Below are 4936 nucleotides of genomic sequence, written 5' to 3' on the forward strand. Positions count from 1 at the left end.
GTCCGGGCCGGCGGCCGCGAGGCCGGCGCGGGAGGCGATTGCCACGACGGTCGGGACGTCGTCGACGTCGAGACGGGCGGCCTCGGCCAGGCGCCGCACCTCGGGCAGGGCGAGCCCGCCCTTGGCCAGCTCACGGGCCGGCGACCGGTCGAGAGCGCGGAGGATCTCGGCGACCTCGATCACGACGGCGTAGAGACGCTCGGCCGACCGCGCGTCGGTTGCGTCGCGGTCGACGTCGGCCACGGCCTCGAGCACGACGGGCGGGTGCTCGGCGCCCAGCCGGCCGGGCGAGAGCGCCGGGTCGTCGTCGAGTCGGTCGCCGACGCCGTCGAGGGTGCTGACGCTCGCGGTCGGCCCGTCGCCCTGGCGCACGACGAGGAACAGCTCGACGAGGTGGTCGACCGCGACGGCGACCGCGCCCCGACCGATGTCGAAGACCGCGTCGAGGCGGCCGACGAGGGCGTCGAGGTCGCCCGGCGTGCGGGCGGCGTGCAGCACGAGCAGCTCGGTGCGGTCGAGGTGCGACAGCGCGTCGCGCACCGACGAGGGGTCGAGCAGCGTGTCGGCGAGGTCGAAGGCGTCGTTCACCGAGGAGGCGCGGAGCAGCCGGGCGGAGAGCAGCCGGACGAGGTCGTCGGGCGCGGAGGAGCGGAGCACGCCCGCGAGGTCGAGTGCACTGGACATGGGCATGGCCTCCTGGTGGTGAGCAGCGCGGTGCTGCGTCTACCGTGTGGTGTCGCGACTCGCCCTGCTGCGACGGACGACCCCGACCACCACCGACGCGATGATGAGCAGGATCGCGAGCGGCAGCCCGATCAAGGGGAGGATCGTGACCATCGGCCACGCCCCGCCCGAGTAGTCGTCGACGCCGACGACCTGGCCCACGAGCCGCGCGACGAACGCGGCGATCGAGAGCCCGACGATCGTGACCATCATGACGATCAGCACGCGTTCAGTACGATGGACGCCCTGAGGTGCGTTCTGCTCGTTCTTGTCTGCCACCTCCACAGGATAGTGGCTGACCGCCGGGCAGGGCGGTCCCGCACCTCGCGTCCTGGCTCAGGACGCACCCCCACACCACGAGGAGTCACATCGTGCCCACCGGCAAGGTCAAGTTCTACGACGACGAGAAGGGCTTCGGCTTCATCAGCAGCGATGACGGCCAAGAGGTCTTCCTCCACGCGTCCGCGCTGCCCGCCGGCACCGTCGGCGTCAAGGCGGGCACCCGCCTCGAGTACGGCATCGCCGACGGCAAGCGCGGTGCGCAGGCGCTCTCCGTGCGCGTGCTGGAGGCCGCCCCGAGCCTCGTCAAGCGCAGCCGACGCAGCGCCGACGACATGGCCGTCATCGTCGAGGACCTCGTGAAGGTGCTCGACCAGGCCGGCGGCGACCTGCGCCACGGCCGCTACCCGCAGAACGGCGCCAAGCTCGCCGTGCTGCTGCGCACCGTCGCGGACCAGTTCGATGCCTGACGCCCCCTCGATGCCCGACGTCGCCTCGACGCCCGACGGCGCCGCGACTCCGGACGCCGCCTCCACGCCCGCCGCGGCGACGGACGCGCCCCGCACGTCGCCCTTCGCCGGGCTGGCGCGCACCGCCCTGCTCGAGATCACCCCCGACGAGACGATCGGCGCCGAGGCGCCCCCGGTCGACGAGGTCGACGGAGTCGTCTCGGTCCGCTTCGCCACCCTGCTGCCCGGCTACCCCGGCTGGTTCTGGACGGTCAGCGTCGCCCAGGTCGAGGGCTCCGACCCCACCGTCCTCGAGGTCGAGCTGCTGCCCGGTGACCACGCCCTGATCGCGCCCGACTGGGTGCCGTGGGCCGACCGCCTCGCCGAGATGAAGGCGCAGGAGGCGGGCGACGCGGACTCCGAGGACGACGACGAGTCGGACGACGACGACGGCGACCCTGACGAGGACGACGGGTCGGACGACGACGACGACGACGACGACGAGGACGACGACGACGAGTCCGACGAGGACGACGACTCCGACGAGGACCACGGCCCTCGGCCTGTCCACGGCGGCGACGTCGACGGCGTCGACATCGACGACCTGGACGACGAGGACGACGACGACTCGGACGACGACGACGAGTCGGACGACGACGAGCCCGTCGTGCCGCCCGCGCACCCCGAGGCGGACGCCGACGACGACTCGCACGTCGGCGACTGGGACGGCGAGGACGAGGACCCGCTGCCCCGTCGACGACGCTGACCTGCCCGACGCGGCCGGCACCTCCTCGGCTCGGTCCTGCTGACGCTCGGTCCTGCTGACGCACGGAGGCCCCGACACCTGCTGGTGTCGGGGCCTCTCGCGTTCGGGGACGGCGCCTAGAGGGCGCCGACCACGTGCTCGATCGAGCGGATCAGCTGGCGGACGTCGTCGGGCTCGATGGCCGTGAAGGTGGCGACCCGCAGCTGGTTGCGGCCGAGCTTGCGGTACGGCTCGGTGTCGACGATGCCGTTGGCGCGGAGGGTCGCGGCGATCGCCGCGGCGTCGATCGACTCGGCGAAGTCGATCGTCGCGACCACCTGCGAGCGGTGGGTCGGGTCGACGACGAAGGGCGTCGCGTACTCGGAGGCGGTGGCCCAGTCGTAGAGCGCCGACGACGACTCGCGGGTGCGGGCGTCGGCCCACGAGAGGCCGCCGTTCTCGAGCATCCAGCGGGTCTGGTCCTCGAGCAGCAGCAGCGTCGTGAGGGCCGGGGTGTTCAGCGTCTGGTCGAGCCGGGAGTTGTCGACGGCGTTCTTGAGGCTCAGGAACTCGGGGATGTACCGACCGCTCGCGGCGATCCGCTCGATCCGCTCGATCGCCGCCGGCGACATGAGGGCGAACCAGAGGCCGCCGTCGGAGGCGAAGTTCTTCTGCGGCGCGAAGTAGTAGACGTCGGCCTGCGAGGCGTCGAAGTCGATGCCGCCCGCGGCGCTCGTGGCGTCGACGACGGTGAGGGCGCCGGGGTCGCCGGCGACTCGGGTGACCGGGGCCATGACCCCGGTCGAGGTCTCGTTGTGCGGCCAGGCGTAGACGTCGACCCCCTCGACGACCTCGATCTGGCTGAGCGAGCCGCCCTCCGCGGTGCGGACGACGGGAGCCTCGAGCCAGGGGGCGGCGACCGCCTTCGCGAACTTGGAGCCGAACTCGCCGAACGACAGGTTCTCGGCGCGCTTCTCGACGAGCCCGAACGCCGCGGCGTCCCAGAACGCCGTCGACCCGCCGTTGCCGAGCACGACCTCGTAGCCGTCGGGCAGGCGGAAGAGGTCGGCGAGGTCGGCACGGACGCGGCCGACGAGCTGCTTCACGGGGGGCTGACGGTGCGAGGTGCCGAGGATCGTGGCGCCGGCGGTGACGAGGTGCTCGAGCTGGGCGCCCCGGATCTTGGACGGGCCGCAGCCGAAGCGTCCGTCGCGGGGGAGGAGGTCAGTGGGAATCGAGAGGTCCGCCATGGCACGATCCTAGTGACGCGGCACGGGCGGACCCGCGCAGCCGGTAAGCTGACGAGGTAGTCCACGCGTTCCACCGGGAGGCCCCTGTTGACCGATCTCGTCGACACCACTGAGATGTACCTGCGCACGATCCTCGATCTCGAAGAAGAGAACATCGTGCCCCTGCGGGCCCGCATCTCCGAGCGACTCGGCCACTCCGGCCCGACGGTGTCGCAGACGATCGCGCGCATGGAGCGCGACGGGCTCGTCGTCGTCTCGGGCGACCGCCACCTCGAGCTCACGCACGACGGCCGGTCGAAGGCGACCCACGTCATGCGCAAGCACCGCCTGGCCGAGCGCCTGCTCGCCGACGTCATCGGGCTCGACTGGGCCTACGTGCACGACGAGGCCTGCCGGTGGGAGCACGTGATGAGCGAGCAGGTCGAGCGCCGTCTGCTCGAGATGCTCGACCACCCGACCGAGTCGCCCTACGGCAACCCGATCCCCGGTCTCGACGAGCTGGGCGACTCGCCCGCGGGCCGGTTCCTCGACGGGGTCGTCAACCTCGTGCAGGTGCTCGCCGAGAACCCGGAGGGCGTCACGCGTCCCGTGCGCCGCCTCGCCGAGCCCGTGCAGTTCGAGCCCGAGCTGCTCCAGCAGCTGCAGGACGCCGGGGTCACTCCCGGCGGCGTCGCGACCGTCACCTCGGCCGGCGCCTACGTGCTCGTGAAGGTCGAGGGGCACGACGACGGCCTCGAGCTGCCGACCGAGGTCGCGCAGCACATCTACGTCTCTGCATAGCTGATCCAGAGACTTCTCAACGACGCCTCGAGGGAGGCGCTCGGCGGCCTGCCAGGGTAAGCCAAGGCCTGAACATGAGGCGTCGTTACCGATTCGTGATCTGAGTCGGAGGCGATTACAGTCGCATGGTCCCCGAGCCGTGAAGCAGTTGTCGGGGCCCGTGGCAGGACGTCTCGTGCATCCGTCTCCTGCCTCGCGTCGACGATCTGACGTCGGACGGAGCACCTCCCTAGGGTGACGAGGCGCAGGAGACCCGACCTCTTGACCACTCCCGTTCTTCCCCCCGAAGGAGGCGGCAGCGCAGCCCAGCGCGCCGACTCCGCCGAGTTCCCCACCCGCTCCTCCCTCCGCCGTGCCGAGGCCGCTGCCGCAGCTGCCGCCTCCGGGCGCCGCGGCTCGGTGTCGACCGTCCCCGCGGCGCGACGTGTGCTGCGCTCCGAGCTCGTCGCGCGCCGTGCCGCCGAGCACCACGCCTCGACGACCGCCGCCACCGTGCCCGCGACCCGGTCGCGCTTGTCCGTCCGTCGCAGCGTCGTCAGCGTGACGGTCATGACCGTCACCGCGGGGCTCTTCGGCACGGTGGCCCTGCCCGCCTTCGCCCTCGACCAGGACGACCCGGCCGCGAGCGAGGCGGCCGCAGCCGCCGCCGTCACCGACGCCCGGGTCGCCGGAGGGCAGACGCTCGCCGTCGACGCCGCGGCGGTCGAGAC

General features: G+C 72.4%; 5 protein-coding genes and 2 pseudogenes. 4 read left to right on the plus strand and 3 right to left on the minus strand.

What is annotated here, in order from left to right:
* Together RWM17_RS12185 and RWM17_RS12190 are read right to left on the minus strand one after the other, a co-directional pair.
* Positions 1 to 684: pseudogene (locus tag RWM17_RS12185) on the minus strand (hypothetical protein); the annotation flags it as partial.
* A gap of 39 nt (positions 685 to 723) precedes the next feature.
* The gene (locus tag RWM17_RS12190) at positions 724 to 1002 is read right to left on the minus strand and encodes a hypothetical protein (protein WP_133738369.1); all 279 of its coding nucleotides are present in this window, start codon (positions 1000 to 1002) and stop codon (positions 724 to 726) included.
* A gap of 92 nt (positions 1003 to 1094) precedes the next feature.
* On the opposite strand from RWM17_RS12190, the gene RWM17_RS12195 reads away from it, so the two are divergent.
* On the plus strand, positions 1095 to 1472 hold the full coding sequence (locus RWM17_RS12195) for a cold-shock protein (protein ID WP_123547905.1): 378 nt from the start codon (positions 1095 to 1097) through the stop codon (positions 1470 to 1472).
* The gene (locus RWM17_RS12200) at positions 1465 to 2217 is read left to right on the plus strand and encodes a DUF3027 domain-containing protein (RefSeq protein WP_314104040.1); all 753 of its coding nucleotides are present in this window, start codon (positions 1465 to 1467) and stop codon (positions 2215 to 2217) included. The genes RWM17_RS12195 and RWM17_RS12200 overlap by 8 nt, the downstream gene beginning before the upstream one ends.
* Positions 2218 to 2333: 116 nt before the next feature.
* On the opposite strand, the gene serC is transcribed toward RWM17_RS12200, so the two are convergent.
* Positions 2334 to 3446, minus strand: coding sequence for a phosphoserine transaminase (serC, locus tag RWM17_RS12205; protein WP_314104042.1), 1113 nt, complete (start codon positions 3444 to 3446; stop codon positions 2334 to 2336).
* Positions 3447 to 3533: 87 nt separating this feature from the next.
* On the opposite strand from serC, the gene RWM17_RS12210 reads away from it, so the two are divergent.
* Complete coding sequence (locus tag RWM17_RS12210; protein WP_123547908.1) at positions 3534 to 4226, plus strand: metal-dependent transcriptional regulator; 693 nt, start codon at positions 3534 to 3536, stop codon at positions 4224 to 4226.
* A gap of 261 nt (positions 4227 to 4487) precedes the next feature.
* Positions 4488 to 4936: pseudogene (locus RWM17_RS12215) on the plus strand (hypothetical protein); the annotation flags it as partial.

The organism is uncultured Frigoribacterium sp. (genome assembly GCF_963515265.1).
GTDB lineage: Bacteria > Actinomycetota > Actinomycetes > Actinomycetales > Microbacteriaceae > Frigoribacterium.

Coding starts and splice junctions, on each gene's coding strand:
- RWM17_RS12200 (WP_314104040.1), top strand. CDS start 1,465: ATGCCTGACGCCCCCTCGATGCCCGACGTCGCCTCGACGCCCGACGGC.
- serC (WP_314104042.1), bottom strand. CDS start 3,446: ATGGCGGACCTCTCGATTCCCACTGACCTCCTCCCCCGCGACGGACGC.